The following is a 24,428-nucleotide window of genomic DNA, read 5'->3' as shown; positions in this document are numbered from 1 at the left end:
CATGCAAGAATTACCGATTCATTATGCCGAAGTTGAAGCCATTTATAATCAAACGATTGGTTCGGGTTATAAAACCTTAGCAATTACTTCAGCTAAAGCAGGTGAAGGAAAAACCACTCTAGCCCAAGCGATTGTTAAGCGGGCACAGGTTGTTGGTAAAAACGTTTTATTGGTGGAAACGAATACTTTTAATCCTGTATTGTCTGAAGAGCTTAGAAGTTCTATGGGGGATATTGTAACTGAAAACACCATAATCACCGTTGAAAGTAAAGGTTATAGCTTACTTCCTGCACCAAAGAGTATTCGTGATCTGTTGCAATACCGAGAAAGTCATTTATTACTAGCAGCGATAAAGCAGTGGTTAGTTGATTTTGATTGTATTATCTTTGATACCTCAGCCTTAACGTCATTAAACCAAAGTAACATACCTGCTGAGATCGTTTGTGAGGTGTGTGAAGGTGCGCTACTTGTCATTGAGGCAGGAATAACGCCAGCAAATCTGATACAAGAAAGTATTGAAAAACTTAAACTTAAAAAAGTTAACTTAATCGGTTCAATATTAAATGATAAAAATAACCCATCGCTACTAACTGAATTACAAAGAGAAACCTATCGCCTTAACCACTTATTCCCTAACGTAATGGTTAGTCTTAGGAAAAAACTTGCCGGTTTAGTGCTACTCAATATATCTGTTTAGGTATTTATCCAAGCTCTTTTTAAGATATTCCTTGCTGCAAGTTATGCTAGAACTCTTGCAAAACTTCTCAAATGCAGCTCAAATCCACCTTTAGCCTAAATTTAAGAACACAATTAAATGGCATTAAAGCGCATATTCACCTTTTTAACATTAGGCTAGCATCGGTGGTATCAGCTAAAATGTCTTTTATAGCGGAAGAAAAAACCAGGCAAAACAGAGGATGTAAACGTTGAAAAATGAACAGAATAACTGGACTACATGTCAAGAGTGTCAAGGCCGCGGAAAAAAAAGTAAAAGACTGCGCAAGAAAGTTCGACTCAGCTTTCAAAGAGCGTTGGATCATTTTGAAAAAACCAATCGCGAAGGCACGCCTCCAGTTCGTCCTAAGGCGCACCTCGATGATTGCTTGAACTGTCGTGGTTCTGGCTTAGTAGGATCTGACAGCCCCCCTATTGCTGATACTGAGCATTATCCGCACGTAGCTATTATTGGTGGTGGTATAGGTGGAGTGGCTTTGGCTGTGGCTTGCATGCACCGCGGCATTCCTTTTACACTTTATGAGCGCGATAGCGGCTTCGGTGCTCGTTCACAAGGTTATGGACTCACCTTGCAACAAGCAAGTAAAGCAATTGAAGGCTTGGGCATTTTCTCGTTAGCAGAAGGCGTGATTTCAACAAGACATCTTGTTCATACGACAGAAGGAAAGGTGATCGGTGAATGGGGCATAAGAAAATGGTTGCAGTCAGATGCGATAAAATCCCCCAAGCGTACAAATATTCATATCGCACGACAGTCGTTACGTTTTGCTCTGCTTGAGCTGCTCGGCGGACATGATTCTCTGAAGTGGGGCCACCAGTTTGTCGGTTTTAAAGAAAGTGGTGAAGCATGTAAGGGGCATGCTCTTAATTTGAGCTTTCAAGTTGATGGTGAAATTAAATCTGCCACAGCAGATCTAGTGGTGGGAGCTGATGGTATTCGTAGTTCCGTGCGAAAGTTATTAATTGGTGAGGACACTAGCCCTTTATGTTACCTAGGTTGTATTGTGATCTTGGGTATTTGTCCTTTGGCAGATCTCGATGGACTTGAGAGTTCTTTGCTAGATTCAGCCACGGTATTTCAAACTGCCAATGGCCATGAGAGAATTTACATGATGCCTTATGACGCAGACTCGGTAATGTGGCAGCTTAGCTTCCCTATGCTAGAGGAAGAGGCAAAGGCTTTGAGTGCTCAAGGACCTCAAGCACTTAAAGAGGAAGCATGTCGTCGGTGTGATTGGCACGATCCCATTCCTCAAATTCTATCGGCAACACTAGCAGATCAAGTTTCTGGTTATCCCGTATATGATCGAGCACTACTCGAAGCTGAATTGTTAGCGAAATGCTCTCAAGTAACGCTGATTGGCGATGCAGCTCACCCCATGAGTCCATTCAAAGGGCAAGGCGCTAATCAAGCGCTGTTAGATGCGCTTGCGCTAGCACGGAAAATCGCAATAGAATGTAGACCTCGTTCACAATGGCGGGACGCGGGTATAAGGGAAAGTGTGTTAACTGAATTTGAAGCCGAAATGATAACACGCAGTGCTTCCAAGGTGAAAGGCTCCGCTGAGGCTGCACAGTTCCTACATTCTGACACGGTTCTGCATGAAGGTGACGAGCCCAGAGGACGATGCCTACAACGTAATAATTCATGATTCGACTAGGGAAAACCTACGGCGGCGGTGATGACGCCTGACTTAATTACTTAATTACTTAATTACTTAAACTCTGGCTAAGTTTTTCGAAATGTCGAGAGTTAATCTTTAGTGATGTGATTACCGCATAGATTTTGTAGGTTTGAACTATTCAGTCGAATCAATATCGGGCAGACTAATGCAACTGGCAACTCCCCCCCTTAAACCACTGTTTTTTTTAAAACGAAAAACAGCAGTGGGTTCTGGTTGTCTTTTCAAGACTAATCACAACCATTGTTATACTTTACCTCAAGCCTTTATTTCTCTCTTTGAGCGAAAAACATTGGCGATAGTGTCTTTACTTTTTAAACTCAACCTCAGTTTTAATTGCATAATGATCTGACCAGCTAAACTCATTAAGACGTTGTCGAGAACAAATAATTGTTGGCTTTGACACCAAAAAATGATCAATAGCTAAACCAAAGGCGCTGGCAATATACGGTTTATGCGGCCACGAATTAACAAATTCTGTATTCATGCCCTGTTTTAAGTTATGTATTCTATTTGAGTGTTTTGAGAGGTTTAAATCCCCTATTATTAGTGACTGACGCACTAATGAGCTATTTTCAAAAGAACTAGCCCCTGCTGAGTTTTTTAGGGCCGATTCTAACTGGTACAGGCTTTTATTTCGCGCTTGCCACAAGCGTTCATTTCGCGGCGAAGGTGGGTGTAAACTATATAGATTGATGACACTAAAAGGCAAGTGCCATTGGCTTGATAGTAAAAATGAACTGTGACCATTTTTATAATACTGAATATTAGTAAAGGCATAACGGCTAAAGAGCAGTTGATCACTATAAACTTGCTGATGTTTATTTTCACCCCTAATAAAGTTAGGGTAATACGGGTTTAACTTATTAATAATCAAGTTCTTGGATTTCTGACTTACACCTTGTAACGCAACCAGATGATATCGTTCTTCAATAAGATGTTCTACTAATGCAGTGATGTCATGTGTTTTTTCGGTGTACTTTATGTTGAACTGAAAGAAAGTCACGGGGTCAATGCATACTTTTTTATTGGTAACACTGATGTTATTTAAACACGTTGCCAGAACAATGCTTATTACCACGCCATTTAAGTAATAAATCAAGCAATAATTTAAACTCTGTTGGTAAACAAAAAAGTAACTAAACACTATCATTAATGCCAGACAAATAATGATAATACTGAACGGCGTTGATAAAATATTTTCAAGCCACCAAGGCGAATCTACCTGCCTTAAGAGTCGCCAAATAAGCGTTGCTATGAAGCTAAGTAATAGCGGTGCAAGTATTAACGGCATAAGTAATCTTATTTCCATGGTGCTACCAAGTTCGCAGAATTAGGTTATCCCTCTTATTTATACTTTAGCTGAAAAGCGAGCGTTTACTGATTATTACCCGCGTTATGCACTGTGATTACTAATTTGCTTTGCAATACTGCCACGCTTTACGCAATTTGCAAATAATTAACTATATCAATAAAAAAATAGCGCTGCAGCCCTAGTAAAATAGACTTTTTGAAGATCGGTCTACTTTATGCAGTATCAAGTTATCATGTGTTTAAGAATAGGTTTACCATGACAACAGATAATCTAAAAATTGCTTTGCTGCTTGATAGCAAAAATTATGGCGGCATTGAAACGCATGTAGCTAACCTGGCTAAGGGTCTTCATAAGTCCGGGCATAGTGTGCAAATAATCCTATTGAACGACTACGGTGAACACCCCGTTTTTGAATCAGAAGAATTCCTTCGCTCAATGTTATTGAAATTAGATGGTGGTATCTCATCACTGTTTAAATTTTTAAAAACATCAGATACCACCCTTGTTCATACTCATGGTTATAAAGCGGGTATCATTGGGCGAATCACCTGTAAATTAAGTAAAATAGCGGTCGTGTCTACCTTTCATTCTGGCGAGAAAGGCAACCTTAAAATGAGACTCTATCGGTGGCTTGACAGTATCACGGCATGCTTATCACCTTGTATCTGTGTATCAGAACAAATCAGAAAATCAGCAAATTTAACCGCAGAGGTGATTCAAAATTTTGTTGAGTTACCAGCTCAGTCTTTTAAAAAAACCATGCCTGCAACTCAAGTAGCTTTTGTCGGTCGCTTAAGTTTTGAGAAAGGTCCTGATATTTTTCTTCGTTTAGCTAAAAAATTACCTCAGTACACTTTTTCAATATATGGCGATGGGCCTATGTTAGATGAAATATGCGCTACTGCGTCTGACAACGTAGACTTAGCCGGCCAAGTAACGTCAATGAATCCACATTGGCCAAAGATAAGTCTGTTATGTATTACCAGTAGAGAAGAGGGCTTACCCCTAGTAGCAATTGAAGCACTCGTTAGAGGAATACCGGTCATCAGTTTTGATATTGGTGGCATTTCATCCGTGGTAATCAATGATCTTAGTGGCTGGTTAATTGCTCCATTTAATGAAAAATCTTTTATTGAATCAATTAAGCAGGGTCAGACGTTATCACAGACTCAACGAAGTAAAATGTCCTTATTTGGTTATTTGCATATTAGAAATAATTTTTCTTGTAACGCGATTATCCCTCAGATTTTTAATGTTTACCGCAAAGCATTAATAGGGGGTTCACATGCTCAAGAGTCGATATAAGAACCTATTAAACCAATCTGCACTGTATGGCTTAAGTATATTTATGATGAAAGGCATTTCTTTAGTGATGCTGCCTATATATACCAGTTACATAATGCCTTCAGACTACGGTCGACTTGAGGTTCTGGTAGTATTTTCTAATATTGCATCTATCGTTTTAGGCTTTGGTTTAGTTGAAGCATTATATCGATTTGTCGGTTTAGCCGATGGTATTGAACAAAAAAAACGCCATGCAGCCGAATGTTTATTAGTCGCTGGCATCCTTGCCGTTATTTCCTATGGTGTTTTCCATTTCTACTCTAAAGATTTATTGCCTTTTTTACCGGGAAAAATCACAGAAAATGAACTCTATTTACTGGGTGTTGCACTCTCTGTTGGTGGTCTAATAAATATTCCATTAGCGTGGTTACGAATTACTGAGCGAGCAGGATTGTTTTTTACAATTTCGATGCTAAAAGTCGTTATACAAGTTTCACTCACTTTTTATTGGTTGGTCAATGGTTGGGGAATAACCAGTATTTTAGCCGCAGGCGCTGTGTCGTCAGTAATTGTTGCAATAATTTTATGTGTTATTCAACTTAAAGAAACCCATATTAGTTTCTCAATAAGACATATTAAAAATATCATCACCTATGCAGGTCCCATTTTTATTGGTGGCGCTGCAACATTTACTTTGTCAGGCATGGACAGGTGGTTGCTGGCCGAAAATTTTGGTGCCATAGAAATTGCTGCGTATGCGATAGCAATCAAGTTCGCCTTAGTCCCTACCCTGCTTATTCAACCCTTTACTTTATGGTGGTTTCCTAAGCGCTTCTCAGTACTTAAAGAACAAGATGGTAAAAACATCAATGCACACTTTGCTGTGCTTGGTGCCATCACTTCAGTGCTCCTATGCGGTAGCCTCGGCTTATTAGGGCCGTTACTCATTCAACAGTTAACACCCACCGCTTACCATGGCGCCATTGCTATTTTACCTTGGTTGCTACTTTGCACCTTATTAAAGATGCTGGCCGATCTATTAAATTTGGGTTGTTTCGTAGAAAAAAGTACCCAGCTACAAATGAATATTAACCTTGTGGCGAGTGCCTTCGGTGGTCTTTTACTGATTTTGTTGGTGCCGCTATTTAGGGTTGAAGGCGCACTTACAGCACTTATCGCTGCAAATGCCATTCGAATGGTACTTTTCTACTACTTCAGTCAAAAAAAGGTCTATCTCCCGTACAAATTTGGTTATTTATACCCGGCAATAAGCGCTGCAGTTGTCGCCACCTGGTTTGGGCAAGTGACCTAAGGCTATTTATGACTGATTCCCCCTTAACAATGACAAGTATGCTACTGATGTTAATGTTAGTAACATTAGCGCTCTATTTATTTCCTCATCCACTAATGCTCATTATTATTGGATTAATCCCCTTTGCTCTGTGGGGCATGGTCAACTTTTCCTTCTATATTGTGTTAGCTTTTGTCATTTTTTCATTTTTTCGTATCCATGAAATATTTCCTTTTTTAGAGCCATTAAAATTACCTTTATTACTCGCTCTATCCGCACTATTTGTTATTTTTTTACGCGCTACCATCAGCCAAAACCTTCATGCTTATTGGTGTCCACAATTTAGTTTTTTGATTTTATTCTTTTTATTGGTAACACTTGCTATTCCCTTTGCCAGTAATGTCGCGGTGGCAAAAAATGCTTGGACAGGGGTTTATAGCAAAATCATCTTAATGACCTTTGTTATCGCTTGGATGATGCGTAAGGAAAGCCACTTTATCACCGCTAGCCGGGTATTTATCTTTGCTGGCGCTTGTGTTGGTTTAGTTGCCTTATATAACAAATTAAACGGTATTGGCTTGGTTGAAGGCACTCGAGTCACTATAGGCAGAAATATTGGCTCTTTACTAGGCGACCCAAACGATTTAGCGCTAGTACTCTTGTATCCCATGGCTTTTGCTATAGCCCCTTTCCTAGAAAGATCACTGTCTACCTTTGAACGATTCTTTAGTTTTAGTACTTTTTGCATTTTTTTTTATGCACTACTTGCCACTCAAAGCAGAGGCGGCTTATTGGGGTTTTTAGCCGTAGTAAGCTTATTCACCTACAACCGCATTCGCTCTAAAGTTTTATTATTTACCGGCGGTGCTATCTCAGTAATTATTTTATTTATCGTTGCTGGCATCAGTGATAGAGCATCAGGCGGCGCTGCCGAAGTAGGCATAGATGAATCAGCAATGGGACGGTTGTATGCCTGGGAAGCTGCGTGGAATATGGCATTGGACAACCCTGTCTTTGGCGTAGGCATTAGTAATTTCTATTACAATTATTTTTCTTATAACACCCATTGGGATGGCTTAAATCACGCGGTACATTCCACTTGGTTTGGCGTATTGACTGAGTCTGGTTTTTTGGGTTTTATACTATTTGTTACTTTAATTATCAGTACCTTACTGATGTTTTTTGAAAATGCTGAAAGCAATAGATGTTAAGCACCAGACCCCTGGCATACGGGTCGTTTTAAATGCAGCGCCAGCGGGTATTATCGGCTTTATTGTTTAAGGCACATTCTTAACCCAAGGCTTTATTTGGCCAATCTATTTGCAAGTGGCTTTAGTTATTGCTTTGAACCGTTATCTGCAATCAATGAATCAACAGAGTTAGCGTAAACGTGAGGGAGTGAAAATGTCTGATACTATCGCAAAAGTTAAAGAAGTTGCGCCAAAGATTTTATATGTTCACTACGGTGATAACTGGCTCAGAGGCAGTGAAATTGTTTTATTAGACTTACTAAAATCAGCTAAAGAACACCATTACCATCCAGTACTTTGGTGCAATAGTGAAATTTTAGCAAATAAAGCAACCGATTTGGGTGTTGACGTTATCAAAGATAACTTTGTCTGTCTTGGTTACTGGCTTTTACCTAGATGGAATTTTTTACAGTTTTTAAAATTACTGCTCAAAGCTAAGAAAATAATAAAAGAGTATGAGATTTCTTTAGTACATTGCAACAATGGCGCCCCCTGTCAATGGATGGCACCCATTTGTAAGTATACCGGTACTCCACTGTTACTGCATTTACATGCCCGTTATATGTTTAGGGACAGATTAACCTTATTATTTCACGGCGCGGATAGCATTATAGGTGTTAGCCAATCAGTCACTAAAATATTTAAAAAAAATGAATTCCGCTATCAGCAAGTAGCTGTGATTTATAATGGCATTGACCCAAATAGAGTACTTTGCCCCACACCTCGAGATATTAGAGCCGAACTATCGGCAAAAAAACATGACTTTGTCATCTTGTATATGGGCTCATTAATCACTAGAAAATTAGTGCATCAATTACTGTATGCCGTAGATAAATTAAAAAAAGACTATCAAATAAAACTTGCTATTGTTGGCTCTGGGTGTGAAAAAGACAGACTAACGCAATTGGTTGATGAACTATATTTACATCATAACGTTAAATTTCTTGCAGCGAGCGATAAAGTCGCTGAAATCTACTCAAGCAATGCCGATTGTTTTATCTCAGTGCCTTGTGAAGAGGTTTTTGGCCTAACGCTGGCCGAAGCAAGTCTTGCTAAACTTCCCATAATCACCAGTAATATTGCTGGAATTAATGAGATATATACTGATCAGGAAAATGCGCTATTAATATGCCCCAATAATTCTGATGAACTCATTAACGCAATCAAAACGTTGATAGAGAGACCTATTTTAAGAAAAAAATTAGCTAAAAATGCCCAAGAACATATCGGAAAAAACTTCTCTTTGCAGAAGCAGTTTAGTGCATTCAACCTTGCTTACCAACGTTTACTGAACCATAAAACCAAATACAGTGTTACTAAACTTATTTTTATACACCTTAGTACAGTACTAAAAGCACTTTTAATCAAAGCCCTAACGCCACAGCCAATTAAAACATTAACTAAAACCTTAACTAAAAGCTATAAACACTTAATGTTGAAGTTTTCATGGAGAAATAGTCATGATTGAACGCCTATTGATTTATGATCCGGTGCCTTTTAAAGGCGGCTCTAAAAAAGTAATGCAAACAATTATCTCTGAATTACCCCCTAGTATTGAGGTATGGGTTATTTCAAACGACAGAGGCTCTTGGGGTAATGGCTGCAACGATAATGTGCACTTCGTGCCGTTGTTTTCTCCTCGTTACCTGCAGAATAAAACCACCGGAATACTCTACTTTCTGAAGCACTTTGTCTATTTACTTTCGTTAATAACCAACATGATGAAACTGAAGAGATTTACAAAAATAATCGGTTTTTCCGGGCCTAACGTCGATTTATCTATATACCTACTCACTGAGCTAATTAATATAGATATTATTCAATTAATTCAAGGTGATATTGCTCATTCTAAAGTAGCAGGGTTTGGTTTAGCCCGAGCAAAAAAAGTGTTTTACTTACCTTCGACCCACGCATCCATTTTACATGCATTAAAATCTTACCGTAAAAACAGCCCCCCAAATATCAATGATAATATGGAGGACAAAAAATTTATTGCTTTTGTTAATGGCATTAACGACTCAACGATAACAGCAAAAAACAATAATGATAACGTTGGCTTCTTATGGGCCGGGTCGTTATTAAAATGGAAACGTGTAGAACTTTTTATAGCGGCTATGGCTAGACTAAATAGCACAGCTAAAGACGATGATAAATATTTTGCTAGTGTTTGTTATATCAAGCCAGAAAATGATGCCTATGTAGATATAAATAGCTTTCATATGGTGGATAATATTTACTGGTACCCGGACCCTAAAAATTTAAATGATATTAGAGCAAACTCATCAGTATTCATTTCTACATCACAAAATGAGCCTTTTGGTTTATCCATTTTAGAGTCAATGGTTGCTGGCCTCGCCATCGTAATTCCCGCTGATAATGCTTATTGGGACCAGCACCTAACTGACGGGTTCGATTGTGTAAAATATGCCCCAAACAACATGGAAAGTTTAGCTAAAGTATTAACGAGGTTAATCGAACAACCCACTTTTTTATTGAAAATCTCTCAACAAGCTAAAAATTCATCACAAAAGTATTGCCATCTACACTGCTACGCTCAGATTCTCAAATGTATTCCTAATTAGCAAAATAGACTTTGCAAATTGCAATAAATCAATACAAAAACAAAATAAGTAATTGATTTAAATGACTATAAATAATTGGCTTAATAACTGCAACATCATAAAAAAGAAGTGAGTTAAGAATATAAAGAGGTATTTGTTATGTGTGGAATTATCGGGGTAGTAGCAAAATCAGCAGTAAAATCTGTATTAGAGGGGTTAGGCAGGCTTGAGTATCGTGGTTATGACTCTTCTGGTATCTCAATACTATCTAACAATAAAATTCATACGATAAAGGCAGAGGGAAAACTTACCAATCTTAAGCACAGGTTATCAAGGCAGCCTATTGATGGCGACTGTTGCATTGGTCATACCCGTTGGGCTACACACGGCAGAGCCAATGTCACCAATGCACATCCTCATCAGTATGGCCAAGTATCAGTTGTACACAATGGTATTATCGAAAACTACCTACACCTAAAGCAACAATTAATGCAATGGGGCCATCACTTTAATAGTTCAACTGATAGCGAAGTGATCCCCCATTTAATAAATCACTACCTTGCTCAGCCAATGACTCACGAAGAGGCTATTGAGAAAGCTATCGGCCAGTTAAAAGGTAGCTATGCTCTAGGAGTGCTAATTAACGGTGCTAACAATAATCTCTATGCAGTAAAGCAAGGTAGTCCATTAGTTATATCACAAGGAAGTCATGGTGCTTATATGGCTTCAGATGCCATGGCTTTAGGTGCTGATAGCGGTAAAATATATTATCCTGAAGATAATGAATTAATAACGTTAAATAGCAATGAAATAAAATGCTGTAGTCGCTCGATTAATAAAAAAATTCATTTTATTAATAACAAAAAATACGTAAAAGCAGTTTCTAAAGGAGAGCATAGCTCTTTCATGGAAAAAGAAATATTTGAACAAGTAGATCTACTCAAAAGGCTGTCGGTTAATAACCACACTAACGAATATTCAATAATTAACTTTAAGGACTTAAATAAGATTACCATTATTGCTTGTGGCACCTCATATTACGCAGCCTCTGTAGCAAAAACGTGGTTTGAACAATACGCCAATATCTTAGTGGAAGTTGATATCGCCTCTGAATATCGTTATCGCTCACCTGTTGTCATCGACAATGAATTAACCATTTTTGTCTCTCAGTCTGGCGAAACAGCAGACACACTAGCAGCATTACGTTATGCGAAAAGTAAAAAGGCACAAACACTGGCACTGGTTAATGCTGTCAATAGCAGCATCGCACGAGAGGCAAATTTCACCTTCGAAATTTACGCAGGTCCTGAAATTGGTGTTGCTTCAACCAAAGCATTTAGTTGTCAATTAGCGATATTTTATAAAATGGCTCTTGAGGCCGCAAAACAAACAGCCTTTATAGATAAGCAGGAGTTAACACAATTAGCATTAAATTTTGTGCAATTGCCCTACATCATGGAGAAAGTATTACAACGTTGTGCTGATATAAAATTGATGGCTAAAAAACTATGTAAGTATTCAAACATCCTCTTTCTTGGTCGTGGCGTACTCACCGCTATTGCACAAGAAGGTGCATTAAAACTAAAAGAAATTAGCTATATTCATGCCGAAGCTTATGCTGCAGGGGAATTAAAACACGGACCAATAGCATTGCTTGATGAGCAAATGCCTGTGCTAGTTATTGCACCTAAAAATAGCCTGACCGAAAAGTTACTCTCAAACATTAAAGAAGTACAAGCGCGAAATGCACCACTATTTATTATTGGCGATCATAGTATAAATGAGCATATTAACCTAAGAGACGATGAGTTCTTTGAACTGCCAGCAATACCTGAATCCATTCTGCCGATAATTAGCGTTATCCCTATGCAATTACTGGCATTATATAGTGCTCAAACCTTAGGGAAGAATGTTGACCAACCAAGAAACTTAGCTAAATCAGTGACCGTAGAATGAATACCTTTAATATAAACCACGCTAAGCAGTGGGCTAAAAACAGTGATAACTTTTTTGCGCAACTGATTAAAGCACTATGGTTTAAAGTTAAAACCATAGAGCTGCCGAACATCCCTTTGGTATTCAAGTTACTTTACCTAGTTCACATTGTTTTAAAACAGACTATTGCCGATGTATTGCGCATTTTATATTACACGCCTTTACTTAAATCTAGGCTTAAAAACAAGCCAAAACAGCTTTACTTATATGGGGGCTTACCCGTAATAATCGGCAGTTTAGACATTATTATGGGAGATAAAGTTAGGTTAGCGGCTATGACCACAATCAGTGGCCGTGCTGTCGGAAAATACATCCCGCAACTAATCATTGGTGATAATGTTGGTATTGCCTGGCGAACTTCAATCTCAGTGGGCAAAACTATCATCATTGGCAATAATGTCCGCATTGCCGGGGATTGTTATTTAGCCGGTTATCCCGGACACCCCATTAATGCAAAACAACGCGCTTTAGGTAAACCTGATGAAGACGCACAAGTCGGAGATATTATTTTAGAAGACGACGTTTGGTTAGCCACTGGTGTAAAAGTAATGCCTGGCGTAACCATTGGCCGCGGCACCATAGTAGCTGCTGGTAGTGTGGTCACCAAAGACTTACCTCGCTTTGTATTAGCTGCAGGTGTACCGGCAAGGGTTATAAAGTCAATTGAGGAGGCAAGCCATGAGTGTTTGTAAATCAAAGGCAACAGCTAAAGTCTATGCCAATAAAAATAGACCGCTGATTGTGTTCGGCGAAGATTGGGGGGCGCATCCTAGTTCCACGCAGCACATTGTCAAAGTACTAAGTAAAAATAGACCTGTTATTTGGCTTAATTCTATTGGCCTAAGAAAGCCAAGGCTAACACGGCATGATTTGCTAAGACTGTTCGGTAAGGTAAAGTCTTTCCTTTTTAATCAGCAAAAGAGTGATATAGCTGAGGAAAAGGACAATAATAATCATTTCATCATCATTAACCCTTTAGTGATCCCCTGTGCAAGTAACTGGTTTACTTTAAAACTGAGTAAGGCAATTTTGAAGTGGCAAGTTAAATTAGCCAGCGATGGACTCAATTTAACAGATGCTATCATTTGGGCATCTTTACCTACTTCGGTTGACTATTTAGAATTATTTAGCAATGCTCCTTGCGTATATTATTGCGGTGATGACTTTAATAGCCTTGCAGGTGTTGATCATCAGTTTGTATCACAAAAGGAAAGTGAGTTAATTGAAAAATCTCGTTATATTTTTACCGCTAGTGAAAAGTTACTCGATAAATTTCCTAGTGAAAAAGCGGTTAATATTCCCCATGGCGTTAATTTTTCACTGTTTAGCAAAAAGGTAACGATCATTCCTGACGATTTACCACTTGGTAGACCTATCGCTGGTTTTTACGGCAGTATTTCAACGTGGTTAGATCAAAGTTTATTAGTGCGAACCATTAAGGCATTACCTCATTGGCGATTTATTTTTATCGGTAAAATTGATTGCGATGTTAATCAACTACAACAGTTTTCCAATGTTTATTTTTTAGGGACTAAGCCTCATACTGACTTGCCTAAGTACATACAAAACTGGAATGTTGCTATCCTGCCCTTCGTGAACAATAAACAGATTCAAATGTGTAATCCTCTTAAGTTAAGAGAGTATTTAGCTAGTGGCACGCCAATAGTTACAACTGATTTTGCTGCCTTAAATGGATATCGAAAATATCTCAATATAGCTGACGGCGCCAAACCATTTCACCAAGCAATATTGCTAGCAAATGCTGAGATAGTTCCCGCAGTTAATTTTGACAAGCTCGATACTATTAGTGACTTACTTGAGATCACTCACATTAAGCAGTTGAGAAAAGAGACAGTCATCGATGAATCATGGGAATGCAGAGCATTGGATGTGCAACGCTACTTACTTAAGTGTTAGAAAATAGGTGTCAGGAAATAAAGTAATATTACTTTTATATTTATAATAAATACCTTGCTGATTGACTCCCTGCAAGTTCAGCGCTACTTAAGTTAATAACCCATGCGGTTTTCATTATTAACTTAGTCAATCTGACAATGGTTAACGTTATTAGCGCGCAAAGTCATTTTATTATCTCTCGATATCGAGACTGCATGGTCAGTGCATCAGTTTAACTTATTGGTATGTAAACTGAGAAGCAACTACCCTTGCCTAATTCTGATTTGACCGTTATTTTGCCATCATGTTGCTCTATTATTTGGTGGCTAATGGACAGACCTAAGCCAGTACCTTCACCGACAGGCTTAGTAGTATAAAACGGTGTAAATATTTGTGCTATCTTATCGGCGTCTATACCCGAGCCAGTATCTTCAATTTCAATAACAATACTGTTTTCTTCGATAAAGGTCCTGACAAAAACATCTCCTTTACCCGTTATGGATTGACCCGCATTTATCAATAAATTCATAAATACTTGGTTCAATTTACCAGGAAAAACATGCACTTGAGGCAATTGTTGTAAATCCACATGCACTTTACAACAATATTTTAACTCGTTATTGACCATATTAAGTGTTGCGCGTAAGCCTTCATTAATATCTACCCGTTCTTTTTCCGGATGGTCAATACGAGCAAACGTTTTTAAACTCTTAACTATTTCAGTAACACGGTCAACGCCGGAGATACTACTTTTAATCAGTGGTGGCGAGTCTTTAAAAAGGAACTCAAGTTCATATTTTTTTGCTAACTTCTTATGGTTTTCTTTATCTTGGTCATTGATAAGTGTTTCGTTGAATTCATGATAATACTTTTCAATATCAGAAAAATAGTCTTCTAACACTTCTAAGTTACTGCGGATAAAGCCGATAGGGTTATTTATTTCATGAGCTACACCTGCAGCAAGCACGCCAATACTGGCCATTTTTTCAGATTGAACCAATTGAGACTCACTCTGTTTTAACTCCTCATTAGTATTTGAAATCTTTTTATAACTTTGTTTTAACGCACGTTCCCTTTTGGCGACTTCTTCCCCCATGTGATTAAACTGCTTAAATAAACTAGCAAATTCAGTAAACCTTAAGTCCTCTTGAAGCGCCTTGTGCTCGTTTCCTTTTTCAAGGCTAGAGGTTAACTGAGAAAGAGCGAGGATGGGTTTAACAAAATAGCGATAGCCATACAGATATGCCAACAATGTTGTCAATACTATTGCGAGGATAATATAACTCCCCAATTGAATAACCAAGTTTTCTAAGGCTTCGTTCCTACTAGATTCATCTACGGTGAAGTTAAAACTAACCCCTACATCTTGCCACTGTATGCTTTGCTTAGAGCCTATTACCTGTTTACCAAAAGTTGCGATGATTCGTGTCCCCTTCACGACTTCAATCATTAAACCATCAAGCATCTCAGTATCGATTTGACCTGAATGAATGGTATCTAGAGGTATATTGGCGAGTAAAACGCCTTCAACTTGCTGGTTATATAATACAGGAAACGCTATACACCAAAAAAACTGGCCCTCAATATTTAATATTTGAATAGAGCTAGTCACTTTTTGAGCAAGTAGGTCGTTCAACCAGTGAAATTTTTTGTAGTTAATAACACTTTCAAAGGTAGAGTGTAATGTTGTACCCTCAAAATCAAGCAGTGTTTCATCATACTGTTGACCTAATAATGTTAAACCCGCCATATAATCTTTTATTTTCCCCAAGTTACTTTTAGGCTGCATTAAGGCTTGCACAAAAAGAGACGCTTGGGATTGTTCTTCCAATAAAATTAAATGGTGATTTATCAGCACACGGTAATTATTATTTAAGGTATTAATTTCTCTTTTAGCTATTTTTTCATATTCAGTATTAACTAAATCAACCACGTGATTGCTTACTAAGCTGGTAATAATCACCGCTAAACCTACACAACTAATAAAGACAAACCTTGCTAAAGCAAAAGACACCGTAGTTTTAATCATTTATACCACTCAGCACATTCAATAATATTACCTTCACAATTCTTACTCTTTAAGCAAAACAACCTCGTCTTTACTGTTATATCTCCCCATTGAGTAATCATCAATAGTCAACGCTTCATGAGCATCAAGATTTTTCTTGCTATACGGGGAAAAAGGTCGACGATATGTTTTCAACAAACCAACGACAGGCTCAGCCAAGTGTTCTAACGCATAATGAAGCAATATTTTGTCCTGATTTTTATTACCGGTCAACTTAACTTGTCTAATAGCCGCAATGATTATTTTAGTGAGATCATAAGCATGAACAAAACCTGTTTGTGCTTTAATATCGCTTTTATTAGTTAAACCTACATTTGATTGAATACCTAAGGCTAATACGTTTTTAGCCAAAATCGATAAATTGTCATCGAGAAATGAAAAGTTAGTCTGAATGAATTGTAAATCTATTTTTTCACGCTGACTAAAAGGTACTTTTTGGGGGAAATCGCCCCCCGTTATTCCCCAATGACTTCTTATTGGTAAACGTATATTTTGCGGCAATTCAACCATAGCATTGATAAAGGTAACCCCTTCTACCGAGTTACCAACAAAAAAGATCACATCGGCGCCGCTAGCTTTAATATCTCGAAGTAATACTTTGGCGTGATTCTTCCCTGCGCCCCAATTAAACCAAGACAAACCAACAGGTTTTATTGATAACTCTTGTAATGCTTGAATCATTGTTTTTTCATTAGAACGACCCCAACCAGTATCTTCTAATAATAAATAAGGCTTACTAAAACCCTCCGCAATCGCTTTTTTACTTATAAAGCTACCGGCATTACTATCATCAATGGATAAGCGAAATATCCAATTTTGTGCTGAGGTAGTACGCGTAATTGGACCTGCTGCTGCCCAAGGATCTAAAAGCAGTATTTTATTGTCATTAATAAAAGCTTTATTCGCTAATAAAGGCGGGGAATGTAGGCCTGAAAAAACCATTAAAGCTTGGTCATCGACTAGAAATTTTTCTAAATTACGTAAGCTGCGCAAAGAATTCGCTCTATGGTCTTTGATAACCAACTCAAACTGAATTCCTTGAATATTGTTATCGACTTCAGCTAATGCTGTAGTGATCCCCTGTTGTATGGCCAAGCTCGAATTTGTCGCACCACTAAAGTCAGCATCTAAGTAAATAGTATACTTTTGCTGGGCCTGAGCATTGGAAGGATAAATAATGATAAAAATGAAACTGGTACAAGTTAAAAATTTAAATACATATTTCATAAAAATCATAAACTATCCTTTTATTAATTAATGACATACTCACTTTACTCATTATAGTTAAGTTATCACTTTAGCTGATAAATAATAATATTGATTAAATTTATTAAATTTATTTCTTGTGGAAAGACAAAATAACGACTGCTGATGTCGCTTTATCAGCTTGAAAATAGCTCCCTCCTAAACCTAAATATTGGTAACTATCTCATTACTCGGTAGAATAGTTACTACTGGTACTGTATATCACCGTTTTGGTTCTAAAATAGTAGCCACTTTATATTTAACCCGGCAATGAATATGATTCACTACAGAGACAATCGTTTTTGCTTTATCACGTACTGAAAGTTTGTTGATAGTACCTTGAGGGGAACCTGATATGGACTTAAATAGTAATACTTAATGAGGGGTGGATTTTAAACACCTTGTTTGAATTTATAATGAAATCAGTAGGATAAATACAAAACCTGCCCCATCATTCCAGTTTAATAAACGTCTTTAGCTACTTGCAATAAAAATGCACTAAAGTTAATGCCGTGATTTTTTGCTAAGGTATTATTAACAGTAAATTTTAACTTAGTTCCGCTTCTGACAAATTGAATCATGCCATTACTGTTTTTTGGGTATTGATGATCTAAAACAGTGAGTACCGGTTTATTCCTGAGCTTAGCCAAAAAACTATGCAGTTGGGCTTTTTTATCGATTGCCACAAAGACCAATGAGCAACAATCATCGAGTTGCTCTAATTGATGAATGGCAATAAAACGTACCGGTTTACCTTTTATTTTTTTACCTTCAATGACTTCAAATTCGCCAATAATGTCAGCATCACTGACGATGCCAATAACAAACTCATCTTTTAATACTTGCCATTTCACAAAATTACTAAATTGATATAAATAGGCAGCTTTAATTTGGTAATTATTATCTTGTGCAACTACCCGTTGACAAAATAAACACAGTATTAGCAACACTAAAACAGCAAAATGATTAACAACTCTACTTTGATAGTGGTGAAAGATAAACATTAGACGACTCCAAGCTATTTTAATTTTAGTTAAAAATTAACTTGCCAATTTACTGAAACATTCCAATTTAGCCGTAACTGTATGCCGTTAACGTCTTGCCAAATAGGTTTTTTATAATCGATACTCATACTCTGTTGCGTAGCACTCAATTCGCCCAACAGCCAGCCCACACCAAGCGTAAGGTCTACTCTACGAAATCCTTGGTTATTGACATCGGCTGTCGGTACTATCATGTTATTTAGTCTAGCGTCCTCGCCATAGATTCTGTCCTGATCATAATATTGAGTTAAGATATTAAAACTAAAGGTATCGGATAAGGCTTGTTTGTACCACAAATCTACTTGAATCAAATTACCATGATGATAATCAGCATCATTATGTGTCAGTGTGGTTTGTATTGACGAAACGATGCCCCAGGCCCTATCTGTAAAAGTAGAAGTAAAACCCAAGCCAATCTCGGTTTGATAACTACCACTACCCAGTTGCATTGGATAGGGTAACGTTGTAAAACCACCTGGTGTCTGAGCTTTTTTATCAATGCTGCCAACGGGTAAAGTAAAATTAAAAAGGCTGTACCAGTAATTACTATTTACGTCATAATCATATTCATAAAACTTATAGTTGATGCCCAGTTTAATATCTCCTAAGCCACTACTGCGCGTAGTAAACTCCCCTCCCATACGGGTTTGATGTCGCATTTCTTTATTCATATAATGTAATGCGATCATCGTTGTTAAATTATTGCTCGGTGCATACATCAGATGAAACATTTGCATGGTCATATCCATTTCAGTTGGTGTGGCCATATAATTTTCTAATACTTGCTCACTGGTTATTTTATCTTTACCCTGAGCCATCTGCTCCATATGCATAACCGAATAATTATAAGAAAACATCCATTGGTTTTTATTATGTATATGGGCCCGAAATATACTGGCAGTGAACACATCTAGCTCCCCAAGCTCGACTAAGTTAAGGTCGGTTAAATTTCCGGACCAACAGCACGAACTAAAAAGACTCAACAGTAATAGCTTTAACGATTTAGATAGATTAATTAAGTTCATTAATATTTAACCTGTTGTGTGCAGTTAAATTGACCAAGGAAGTGTTTGTTTGTTGCTGGGTGAAATATTTGACAAATTGGTCATGAGGTAAAGGTTTGCTAAAATAGAATCCTTGACCAAGATCGCAACCTAAAGATTGCAACATCACCAGTTGTGTTTCCTGTTCAATACCTTCGGCAATAACCTTAAGACCTAATCCTTTTGCCATAGCAATAATTGCACGAACAATGGTTTCATTTTTTTGATTATTTTCAATATCCATAAGAAAGGAACGATCAATTTTCAAGTAATCTACTGGAAAACAGCTTAAGTATTGCAACGAAGAATAGCCAGTACCAAAGTCATCGATAGACAGTTTAACACCCAACTCTTTTAATTTTTTCAAGGTATGAATTGCTTGAGGGCCTGTTGCCATCAGTAAACTTTCTGTTAATTCAATTTCCAACTTGTTAGCGGGTATCATCTTTTCAGATAAAATACTTTTCAATAATTTGGCTAAATCAATTTGCTCAAATTGTTTTGCAGAAACATTTACCGCTATATCAATATCTTGCAATAAACTACCTTGCCATTTTAACAAATCTTCACAAGCACGACGAATAACCCACTCACCAATTGCCAGAATATGCCCTGAGTCTTCCGCAATATTAATAAAATCAACAGGGGAGACAAAACCCAATACAGGATGTTGCCACCGTATCAGTGCTTCTACACCAACCACCTCAAGTGTTTTCAATGAAAGCTTCGGCTGATAAAATAGACGTAGTTCATTGTTTTCAATAGCTGTATCCAAATATGATTCGATACGCATTCGTTCGGCCACTTTATCATTCATTGCAGTATTGTAGAATTTAAAGTTATTTCGCCCTTTCTTTTTGGCCTCATACATTGCAATATCTGAATTTTTGAATAAGATATCCATATCCTGACCATCATCTGGATAAATGGCCACACCGATACTGGTAGTTGCCTTAATATCTTGTTCAATAATATGGAACTTTTGTTGGAATGCGTCGATTATTTTATCAGCAACCTTACTAATAACTCGTTTGTTGTCAACGTCTTCAATGAGAATGACAAATTCATCGCCGCCCATACGAGCAACAGTATCCGACTCTCGAATACAGGTTTTTAATCGTTTTGCTACCTCCATTAATAACTTATCACCTACAGTGTGCCCTAAAGTATCATTGATTTTTTTGAACCCATCTAAGTCCAAAAACATAATGGCAAAAGTAAAACCATATCTTTTAGATAAGGCTAAGGAATGATTAAATCTTTCAGCTAATAAACGACGATTAGGCAACCCCGTTAACGTGTCATAATTTGCCAAATAGCGTAACTCATCTTCAACTCGTTTACGTTGTAGAACATCTGAAAAAGTGGCTATATACGTTTTACCTTCTTTTAATTTATTGTAATTGACTGGAGTGATCTCTAACCAAGTGGTCACCAATTCGCCCTGGTCATTGGTAAATCTTAATTCACCATCCCAATGTTCACTTAATTGTAATTGCTGATTAATATCGATAAAGAAGTCGACATTGTGATGGGCATGAAATAGAGAAGACAACGAGATATTAATGATTTGTTCTATCGGTTTTTTCACCAAACCAGTAAAGGCACGATTTGCCGAACGTATGGTCAAATCATTGTCTAATATCGCTACTGACTCTTGGGCATTCTTAAAGACTGTGGTTAATAATGCGCGCTCCTCTTCAGACTTGCGAGATTCAGTGCAATCGGTGATGGTTCCCGTTATTCTTAGCGGTCTGCCATGACTGCTCCATTCCACCGTTTTACCTAATACCTTTACCCAACGCCACTCACCCGTTTTTGCTCGGATACGATATTCACTTTTAAGCATTTCGGATTTATTTTTGTAATGACTCATCCAACTGGCCTTTACAGCTGCATAATCATCTTTATGAATTAGTGCCTTCCAGCGACTCATTTTACCGCCAAGGTCTTCTTGGTTATAACCGGTGATCTGGCAAACCCGCGCATCGTAAAAAACACTACGATCCGTTAATGACCAATCCCACATACCTTCTTCACTGGCCGCTAATGCCAAAGTTAAACGCTCTTCACTGCGATTAAGTTCTTTGTCTTGCATGGCCAATTCAGCCAACATAGTGTTAAAACTGCTCACTAAGGTGTCAATTTCTTTAATTTGAGTAAAGGAGACTTGTTGGGAATAATCTCTCGATTGGGCAATAACTGAAAAACAGCCAATTATATTGTTTATTGCTGAAGTGATGGAACGCGGCAGACGACTTGCCAAGTAGAGCGCCACAGAACAACAGATGACTAAAATAACAAGGCTAATCGCTAGTTGATATAACCAACGTTCACTTTGCGCATTAGTATTGCTGACTAAAAATAAGTAACCTATAGCTTCATTGTTATAACTAATAGGGGTTATTACTTCAATAAAGCCATTATTAAAATACGCGGTTTTAACCTTGGTGTTAACTAAACTATTAAAATTTAATGAGTCGTAGGATTTATCTTGGAATATCTTGTCTTGCTTGGTGTAAAGTGCTGCATATTCGATACCTGGAAACATATCGAGAGAGGCTAATACAGTAATAGCTAAGTCGGTATCTTCAAATGCAATAGCACCGACACTATTGTTGGCAGTAACTTGGGCTATGGTGTTTAAATTATCTTTAAGTTGCTGACGAACACTAAAAATATCGATTATAAAAAAAGCTAACATAGCAATAACTAGCGTAAAAAAACTGACTTTTAATACTATGGTCTTTATTTCAACGCTAACAGAGGTTCTTTTAAAAGAATCTTTGTTATTGATTGTTTTATCCATATTATTCCCTGTAAAAATCCAATTCTACTATGTCGAAATAAGCGAGACTTTACTTTATAGCAAAGCCTGTAAATTAGTGAGTAAATATCAATGACGATAAATTTTCAAGAACAAATGCTTTTATTGATTTCTACAAGGATGTAGACCCTTAGGACAACACAGGAGTAGTTGCAGTGTAATAGCTAGCTATTAAGATTTAAAGCAATGACGCTATTGAAATATTTAGTCCATTAAGAGTGATCACCTATTTATTTGTATCGGTATCAGTCTAGTTGCTGAGATCAGTTAAGCAAATAATAAGTCAGCTGGCTCTTGACTCTTACTTTCGAAGACGAAAATATCTGCGCCAATAATCTGGGCGTGAATAATGTAGGTGTAAACAATTACAAAAGGTTATTTTATGAATATTTCAATGTGTCCTACGTTGCTATGAATAATTTTTATTTTTAACGGAATAGAATTGTATTTGATGAGGTTTTATTAATCTTAAAGAATAAGGCATACAGTGTATATATTAATAAATTGAAATTTATGAAGTAACCGAACAGATGTCGCAGTTATTCTATTGAATTAAAATGGTACCCGGAGCCGGACTTGAACCGGCACGATATTTGGAGAGGGATTTTAAATATCACCATGACTCTTTGCACTTCATAGCGCCCAATAGATTGATTTAGCTATACCTACTTCTCTGCCTTTCACTCCTGATAAAACATTCCTAATGTGTAACGGTTTATTGTTACTGTATGGGTGATGTCAGGCAAGACTCGGTAAATTAATGAAGGCTGTACACTATTAAAGAATCTCCTTTACCGGTAGTGACGAGTAGGTACTTTCCATTGGGTGAAACATAGACTGAGGCTGCACCATTAAGTTCATCCGCCTTTTTTATTCCTTCGCTCTTCACCACTGAAAGAATCTTCAATCTACCATCATTGAGCCTTGCCAAGGTTACTACCGCATTATCTACTTCAGAGGCGACAAATACGCGCTGTCCATCTGGAGACGTTGTCACATACCCTGCACCTCCAAGCCCATTAACATCATCAGAGTTACTTATAGATTGAATATATGAATATCTGCCTTGATCGTTTCTAGCAAATACGATAATAGCATTGCCTCCTCCACAGGCTACGTATAAATAGTTACCATCTGGCGACATTGCTAATCCCTGAGGCGCTTTCATATTTTTGATGCCCTCTTTTCCATTGATTAATGTCTGGCTATGCACTAGTCCACCATTTACATTTCGATTAAAAATGGTTATTGCATTTTCATTAAAGCCAGCAACTATTACTTGAGAATTATTTGGAGTAATAATGACATTGACTGCGCCTCCTAACCCATATTCAGTGTTATCACTATCTCTAATCGCATGATTAAAAATGACATTGCCGCTTTTATTAATATCAAAAATGGAAACTGCATTACTTGCTACGCTAGCTACAAACAATTGACTATTATCAGTGGTGATTGCTATATCATAAGCGCCTAAAAGCCCAAGTTTATCTTTTTCTTGCACCGATTTTTTATCACTAAAAACGTCCTTATAGGGCAGACCATCTCTTATTGCTCTTATAAATTGATAAGTACCTTGCTCGTCTTGTTCGAAAATTGCCACGGCACTATCATAATAACTCACTACATAAACACGTCGCCCATCTGGTGATACGACTAAGGATGCCGCACCATTTAAACCATCAATTGTTGAATTGTTTATAAATATCCGATGAAAGGTAAGTTGAAAATCTGAATCCACATTAAAAATAGCCAATGAATTATCATCTGCACTGACAACGAGTAATTGTGTGCCATCTGGTGTCAGTTCAGCGACTCTGGCACCTCCTAGCCCATCTACTCGCAACTGGTTATCTTCAAGAACTTGTTTTTCTCGCATCGGCTCTTGAGTCGAATAAGGTCTATGAGTAGAAACACAGCCAGAAGTAAAGCTAACTAAAAGAATGATTAATCCATATTTTTTAATTAAAGATGATGATGTCCAATGATAGTTTTTTCGATACTTTAATTGATTTAACATGATGCTCTACCTTATGGAGACAATATAGCCTTGATGATGTTATCGCTAATTAATGTTTAACCAAGTATATGTAATTAATACTAAAATGTAGCTTTTATTTATATTTGGAGTATAAAGTGGTCGTTGCTTAGCAATCAAAATCATCCCTGATAACTATCACTTAGATACGAAAA

Annotated in this window: 17 protein-coding genes; 10 read left to right on the top strand and 7 right to left on the bottom strand. The window is 37.4% G+C overall.

Annotated elements, in window-relative coordinates; all coding sequences use genetic code 11:
• Nucleotide 1: 1 nt before the first annotated feature.
• On the top strand, nt 2–697 hold the full coding sequence (locus tag F580_RS0103075) for a P-loop NTPase family protein (protein WP_019026223.1): 696 nt from the start codon (nt 2–4) through the stop codon (nt 695–697).
• Nucleotides 698–926: 229 nt separating this feature from the next.
• Nucleotides 927–2,387: an FAD-dependent oxidoreductase gene (locus F580_RS0103065; protein WP_019026221.1), complete on the top strand. Its 1,461-nt coding sequence runs from the start codon at nt 927–929 to the stop codon at nt 2,385–2,387.
• 337 nt (nt 2,388–2,724) lie between these two features.
• On the opposite strand, the gene F580_RS0103060 is transcribed toward F580_RS0103065, so the two are convergent.
• Nucleotides 2,725–3,729 carry an endonuclease/exonuclease/phosphatase family protein gene (locus F580_RS0103060; protein WP_019026220.1) on the bottom strand — a complete coding sequence of 335 codons (1,005 nt, stop codon included), beginning with the start codon at nt 3,727–3,729 and terminating at the stop codon, nt 2,725–2,727.
• Nucleotides 3,730–3,987: 258 nt separating this feature from the next.
• On the opposite strand from F580_RS0103060, the gene F580_RS23870 reads away from it, so the two are divergent.
• The 8 genes from F580_RS23870 (at nt 3,988) to F580_RS0103020 (ending at nt 14,030) form a co-directional block, all read left to right on the top strand.
• Nucleotides 3,988–5,037: a glycosyltransferase family 4 protein gene (locus F580_RS23870; protein ID WP_019026219.1), complete on the top strand. Its 1,050-nt coding sequence runs from the start codon at nt 3,988–3,990 to the stop codon at nt 5,035–5,037.
• Nucleotides 5,018–6,328 (top strand): lipopolysaccharide biosynthesis protein, encoded by a 1,311-nt coding sequence (locus F580_RS0103050; RefSeq protein WP_019026218.1) that lies wholly within the window; start codon nt 5,018–5,020, stop codon nt 6,326–6,328. Before F580_RS23870 ends, F580_RS0103050 begins: the two co-directional genes overlap by 20 nt.
• An 8-nt stretch (nt 6,329–6,336) precedes the next feature.
• Nucleotides 6,337–7,518: an O-antigen ligase family protein gene (locus tag F580_RS23865; RefSeq protein WP_211215595.1), complete on the top strand. Its 1,182-nt coding sequence runs from the start codon at nt 6,337–6,339 to the stop codon at nt 7,516–7,518.
• 193 nt (nt 7,519–7,711) lie between these two features.
• Nucleotides 7,712–9,025, top strand: a complete 1,314-nt coding sequence (locus tag F580_RS0103040; protein WP_019026216.1) for a glycosyltransferase family 4 protein — start codon at nt 7,712–7,714, stop codon at nt 9,023–9,025.
• A complete protein-coding gene (locus F580_RS0103035) occupies nt 9,018–10,139 on the top strand; it encodes a glycosyltransferase family 4 protein (protein WP_019026215.1) in 1,122 nt (373 codons plus the stop codon). The genes F580_RS0103040 and F580_RS0103035 overlap by 8 nt, the downstream gene beginning before the upstream one ends.
• A gap of 138 nt (nt 10,140–10,277) precedes the next feature.
• The gene (gene glmS, locus F580_RS0103030; RefSeq protein ID WP_019026214.1) at nt 10,278–12,074 is read left to right on the top strand and encodes a glutamine--fructose-6-phosphate transaminase (isomerizing); all 1,797 of its coding nucleotides are present in this window, start codon (nt 10,278–10,280) and stop codon (nt 12,072–12,074) included.
• Entirely contained in the window at nt 12,071–12,805 is a 735-nt protein-coding gene (locus F580_RS0103025; RefSeq protein WP_019026213.1) for an acyltransferase, read from the top strand. Before glmS ends, F580_RS0103025 begins: the two co-directional genes overlap by 4 nt.
• Complete coding sequence (locus tag F580_RS0103020) at nt 12,792–14,030, top strand: glycosyltransferase (RefSeq protein WP_051092034.1); 1,239 nt, start codon at nt 12,792–12,794, stop codon at nt 14,028–14,030. Before F580_RS0103025 ends, F580_RS0103020 begins: the two co-directional genes overlap by 14 nt.
• 211 nt (nt 14,031–14,241) lie before the next feature.
• On the opposite strand, the gene F580_RS0103015 is transcribed toward F580_RS0103020, so the two are convergent.
• From F580_RS0103015 to F580_RS0102990, 6 genes are all read right to left on the bottom strand, one after another.
• On the bottom strand, nt 14,242–16,038 hold the full coding sequence (locus F580_RS0103015) for a sensor histidine kinase (protein WP_019026212.1): 1,797 nt from the start codon (nt 16,036–16,038) through the stop codon (nt 14,242–14,244).
• Between the two features lie 42 nt (nt 16,039–16,080).
• Nucleotides 16,081–17,313, bottom strand: a complete 1,233-nt coding sequence (locus tag F580_RS0103010; RefSeq protein WP_019026211.1) for an ABC transporter substrate-binding protein — start codon at nt 17,311–17,313, stop codon at nt 16,081–16,083.
• A 470-nt stretch (nt 17,314–17,783) separates the two neighbouring features.
• A complete protein-coding gene (locus F580_RS0103005; RefSeq protein WP_019026210.1) occupies nt 17,784–18,326 on the bottom strand; it encodes a YfiR family protein in 543 nt (180 codons plus the stop codon).
• A gap of 29 nt (nt 18,327–18,355) precedes the next feature.
• Entirely contained in the window at nt 18,356–19,390 is a 1,035-nt protein-coding gene (locus F580_RS25345) for a transporter family protein (RefSeq protein ID WP_019026209.1), read from the bottom strand.
• Nucleotides 19,377–22,217 carry an EAL domain-containing protein gene (locus tag F580_RS23855; protein ID WP_019026208.1) on the bottom strand — a complete coding sequence of 947 codons (2,841 nt, stop codon included), beginning with the start codon at nt 22,215–22,217 and terminating at the stop codon, nt 19,377–19,379. Before F580_RS23855 ends, F580_RS25345 begins: the two co-directional genes overlap by 14 nt.
• 775 nt (nt 22,218–22,992) lie before the next feature.
• Nucleotides 22,993–24,255: a lactonase family protein gene (locus F580_RS0102990; protein WP_019026207.1), complete on the bottom strand. Its 1,263-nt coding sequence runs from the start codon at nt 24,253–24,255 to the stop codon at nt 22,993–22,995.
• Nucleotides 24,256–24,428: the final 173 nt, after the last annotated feature.

Origin of the sequence: Colwellia piezophila ATCC BAA-637 (genome assembly GCF_000378625.1) — a bacterium.
GTDB classification, from domain to species: Bacteria; Pseudomonadota; Gammaproteobacteria; order Enterobacterales; family Alteromonadaceae; genus Colwellia; species Colwellia piezophila.
The sequence above is the reverse complement of the archived record's forward strand: the minus strand, read 5'-3'. Positions and strand labels throughout refer to the sequence as shown.

Bases quoted from the DNA above. Each gene is read 5' to 3' on its own strand.
- F580_RS0103075 (WP_019026223.1), top strand. From the start codon at position 2: ATGCAAGAATTACCGATTCATTATGCCGAAGTTGAAGCCATTTATAAT.
- F580_RS0103060 (WP_019026220.1), bottom strand. From the start codon at position 3,729: ATGGAAATAAGATTACTTATGCCGTTAATACTTGCACCGCTATTACTT.
- F580_RS23870 (WP_019026219.1), top strand. From the start codon at position 3,988: ATGACAACAGATAATCTAAAAATTGCTTTGCTGCTTGATAGCAAAAAT.
- F580_RS0103050 (WP_019026218.1), top strand. From the start codon at position 5,018: ATGCTCAAGAGTCGATATAAGAACCTATTAAACCAATCTGCACTGTAT.
- F580_RS23865 (WP_211215595.1), top strand. From the start codon at position 6,337: ATGACTGATTCCCCCTTAACAATGACAAGTATGCTACTGATGTTAATG.
- F580_RS0103040 (WP_019026216.1), top strand. From the start codon at position 7,712: ATGTCTGATACTATCGCAAAAGTTAAAGAAGTTGCGCCAAAGATTTTA.
- F580_RS0103035 (WP_019026215.1), top strand. From the start codon at position 9,018: ATGATTGAACGCCTATTGATTTATGATCCGGTGCCTTTTAAAGGCGGC.
- glmS (WP_019026214.1), top strand. From the start codon at position 10,278: ATGTGTGGAATTATCGGGGTAGTAGCAAAATCAGCAGTAAAATCTGTA.
- F580_RS0103025 (WP_019026213.1), top strand. From the start codon at position 12,071: ATGAATACCTTTAATATAAACCACGCTAAGCAGTGGGCTAAAAACAGT.
- F580_RS0103020 (WP_051092034.1), top strand. From the start codon at position 12,792: ATGAGTGTTTGTAAATCAAAGGCAACAGCTAAAGTCTATGCCAATAAA.
- F580_RS0103015 (WP_019026212.1), bottom strand. From the start codon at position 16,038: ATGATTAAAACTACGGTGTCTTTTGCTTTAGCAAGGTTTGTCTTTATT.
- F580_RS0103010 (WP_019026211.1), bottom strand. From the start codon at position 17,313: ATGATTTTTATGAAATATGTATTTAAATTTTTAACTTGTACCAGTTTC.
- F580_RS0103005 (WP_019026210.1), bottom strand. From the start codon at position 18,326: ATGTTTATCTTTCACCACTATCAAAGTAGAGTTGTTAATCATTTTGCT.
- F580_RS25345 (WP_019026209.1), bottom strand. From the start codon at position 19,390: ATGAACTTAATTAATCTATCTAAATCGTTAAAGCTATTACTGTTGAGT.
- F580_RS23855 (WP_019026208.1), bottom strand. From the start codon at position 22,217: ATGGATAAAACAATCAATAACAAAGATTCTTTTAAAAGAACCTCTGTT.
- F580_RS0102990 (WP_019026207.1), bottom strand. From the start codon at position 24,255: ATGTTAAATCAATTAAAGTATCGAAAAAACTATCATTGGACATCATCA.